This window comes from uncultured Methanobrevibacter sp. (assembly GCF_902774605.1).
GTDB lineage: Archaea > Methanobacteriota > Methanobacteria > Methanobacteriales > Methanobacteriaceae > Methanocatella.
This window is the reverse complement of the sequence record NZ_CACYJE010000107.1, coordinates 1-2477: the sequence shown is the minus strand read 5'-3', so window position 1 is coordinate 2477 and position 2477 is coordinate 1. Positions and strand designations below refer to the sequence as shown.

Genomic DNA, 2477 nt, shown 5'->3' with positions numbered 1-2477 from the left:
TGTCCTTGCCGTAAGATACAGCGTATTTGTATTTTTTATTAACCTTAAGCTTCTTGAGCATGGATTTCTTCACTTTCCATGTTCCAACGCCCTTGGAGTTTGTTTTGACCTTATAGGTCTTGCCGTTGAACTTGACTTTAAGGGTTTTTGATTTCAGGTACTTGCCGTCAACTTTGCTCAAGGAAATCTTGACCATAGTGGTCTTGGCGGACTTCTTGACCTTCTTGTCTGATGCCTTGATTATCTGAGTGATCTTCACCTTGTTGGAAACACTTACACCATTATAAGTGGTTTTGACACTGTATGAACCAGGCTTGATGTTTGTGTCAAGGTTCAGGGTCGCATAACCATTGGCATCGGTTTTGACATTATGGTTCTTTCCGTTGAAGCTGATTATGACATTTTCACCAGCGATAGGATTTCCATCCTTCATCACTAATACCCTATAAGCTGCCTTGCCGCTGTAGGCAACAGTGATGTCCTTGTTTTGATCCAGCTTATAGACAGGATTGTGCTTTACAGCTACAGTAATGTTTTTTTCTTCACCATAATGACCATAATCACCGGAATAATATATTATAGCATTGTAATTGCCATTCATCAAAGCATCTATTTTTATCAGCGCCGAAGAGTTAACAACCCTTTCAGCATAGTTCTTGCCGTTGATTGTAATCATCACAATGCCCTCTGCACCATAAGCCAACCTAACAAGAACATCATCCGAGTCACTCTCAGGTTGGGTGATGTTTACAATTGAATGATTAGTGACAATAACATCAAAAGTCCTATTTTTAATACCGTAACTCAGCATGAATGTCAAATTTTCAAGAGAATCAGGTAAACTTATCTCAAAAATAGCTTTACCATCAACCAATGTTTGAGAACCATATCCGGATAGTGAAATAACACCGTTTAATGGTTTTCCATTTGAATCATGCACATAGACTGGAATTGAAATCTTAGACCCTATAAATCCCATGATAACATCTTCAACATCAATAATGCTTCCTTGCCCCATAATGACCCTTTCAGGATTGGTGAAATTATTACCTTCAATCACATTATCAAGACTGCCCAAATAGATTGCATACCCATCTGAATTTGAATTATCAAAATTATTATTGGATATGACACTATTTGCAGAGCCAATATACAGTACATCACCTAATTCCTTAGCGGAGTTATTAGTGAAATTATTCCCTGTCACATTAACTCCACTATACTGGGAATAGAATGCTCCCCCATAATTGGCTGAATTATTTATGAATGACGAATTTGCTAAAACACCATTTCTACCATACCATTGGACTGCACCCCCTTCTCCTCCAGAATTATCTTTAAAGGTACAGTTTTTCACAACACAATCCCTACCATCAATGTCCAGGGCCCCATATGCGTTAGCTGCATTGTTAATGAAACTGCAGTTTGTTACAGTAGAATAAGCCCCTACAAGAACTGCACCGCATTCATCAGCGGAATTATTAACGAAATAAGAATTGCTTAAAATTACATCATTAGTAAATCTGACTGCTCCATCCCAACCCCTAGCGGAATTATTTTCAAAATAGGAGTTATTTAGAATGGCACCCTTACCGTTCCATCCGATGGCACCTCCAATACGGGCAGAATTGGAAATGAATATACAGTCATTCATAATACCATAGTCCCCATCGAATTTGATGGCTCCTCCCTGATCTGCACTGTTTTTAGTGAAATTACAGTGCTCAATTCTTAAGTTTTTCTTATCAACATGAATGGCTCCACCAGTGTTGAATGCATGATTATTTATAAAACAGGAATTATTCAAAACTCCATTTTCACCTAACCAACGAATAGCACCGCCCCTATCATCATCCACACTAGCATTACCATTTATGAATTTAACACCTTTTATCACAACATTAGCAGCTGTGACCTTCATTATATTTACGCAGTTATCTGCATTTAAAGTTGCAATACTGTCCGGATTGGATTTGGATCCTCCCACAATAGTGACAGTTTTATTCACCATAATTGTGCTTCCTCCCGAATATTCGTTGCCATCGAGATAAATCGTATCCCCTTCTTTAGCGGAGTTTATGCTGTCTTGAATATCTGAAAAAGAATATGATATGGCAATATCCGGTTCACCATCTTTCAGTTTGGAATCATCCTGTTCCTCGACAGTCTCATCCAATACGGATTGTTCTTCATTCTGATTGACTGTTTCTGTTGAAACTTCTTGTAAGTTGCTTTTCTCGAAAGTCATATTGTCCTGAGCAGTAACTGCTCCAACGGACAATATTAAAGAAAGTAGCAAAGCAACAAGGAATAGTTTTTTTGTAACTTTCATTTTAAAACCTCATGTTTAATTCGATTATTTTTTAATAGTTAACTTCTTAGTCAAGGTGTCCTTGCCGTAAGATACAGCGTATTTGTATTTTTTATTAACCTTAAGCTTCTTGAGCATGGATTTCTTCACTTTCCATGTTCCAACG

The 2477-nt window shown here is 37.7% G+C and carries 1 protein-coding gene; it reads right to left on the bottom strand.

The features are described 5' to 3' along the window. Positions 1-2332 (bottom strand): right-handed parallel beta-helix repeat-containing protein (locus tag QZU77_RS10790; RefSeq protein WP_366208880.1); only part of this gene is annotated, 2332 nt, incomplete at its 3' end. Positions 2333-2477 lie beyond the last annotated feature (145 nt).